Genomic DNA, 1009 nt, shown 5'->3' on the forward strand with positions numbered 1-1009 from the left:
CACGGAAAGCGCGCGATCGTGCTCGACGGGCCGGCCGGCGCCGGGAAGTCACGCATCCTGGGAGAGCTGATCGGGGAGCCCGGCAGCGAAAGACGGCGCCGGTGGCTCGAGGTCGACCCCGACGAGATCAAGACCCACCTCCTGGACGCGGCCGCGGCCGACGGGTCCTACGAGACGTTCATCAAGCCCCCCGCGGTGCGCGAGCTCGAGGTGAAGCATGGCCTCGAGCAGTTGGAGTCGGTGCGAGCGGAGCGCTCGACGCGCGGCTACGACCCGGCCGAGCGCGAGGCGCAGGCGCGTGCACGGGCGCAGGCCAAGTACGAGCGCGCGAGCCGACTCGAGGGTGGTTGTACAACTTCCTGGGCTGCTCTGCCGGGCGCGGACCGCCAGGCACGCATCGCGGCCGAGCTGCGCACCGACCAGCCCCGCTACCTTCTCGCACTCAAGGTGCGTGGGTGCGCCAGCGCGAGCCAGGACGAAGCCGAGTTCGTGCGACGCATGCGACGTGCCGGACTCCTGGTCCGCGCCCGGTTCGCGGACGGCCGGACGGACGTCGTGACGGGCTACTCGGTGGCCGAGCGACCGCAGGCCGGCGAGCGGCCGATCTGGTACGGCGGCGGCCACCTCGCACGTGACCTGTCCCTACCCCGGCTGCGTGACGGATGGCCCGACAAACCGGCCGGGGCGAGCGACGCGGCGGCCGGGTGGAACGCCGCCAAGGGCGGCCGACGGGTCGCGTCTGCCGGTGGCGAGACGACCGAGCCGGACCCAGAGATGTGGGCCAAGCAGTACGACGAGCTGCGCGCGCTGGTGGACCGGTTGCGGTCTGTCCCGGTCGAGGATCGGGACACGTGGGCAACCGTCGCGCGTCAGACCGCGGGCGCGTTCGCCGCGTGGTCGAACGCGACCGAAGAGACGCCCGGCGACCTTGCCGCGGCGGCCGACGCGCTGTCACGTTCGGCCCAGACGCACCGGCGCACCGTGCGCCCGGACAAGGCCGGCACGATCG

Annotated in this window: 1 protein-coding gene; it reads left to right on the forward strand. The window is 73.3% G+C overall.

Annotation, left to right across the window (positions count from 1 at the left end; all coding sequences use genetic code 11):
• On the forward strand, positions 1 to 1009 hold a 1009-nt coding region (locus tag G3I78_RS46345; protein WP_203616464.1), incomplete at both ends, for a hypothetical protein.

Source organism: Streptomyces sp. SID13726 (assembly GCF_010548375.1).
Taxonomy (GTDB): Bacteria; Actinomycetota; Actinomycetes; order Streptomycetales; family Streptomycetaceae; genus Streptomyces.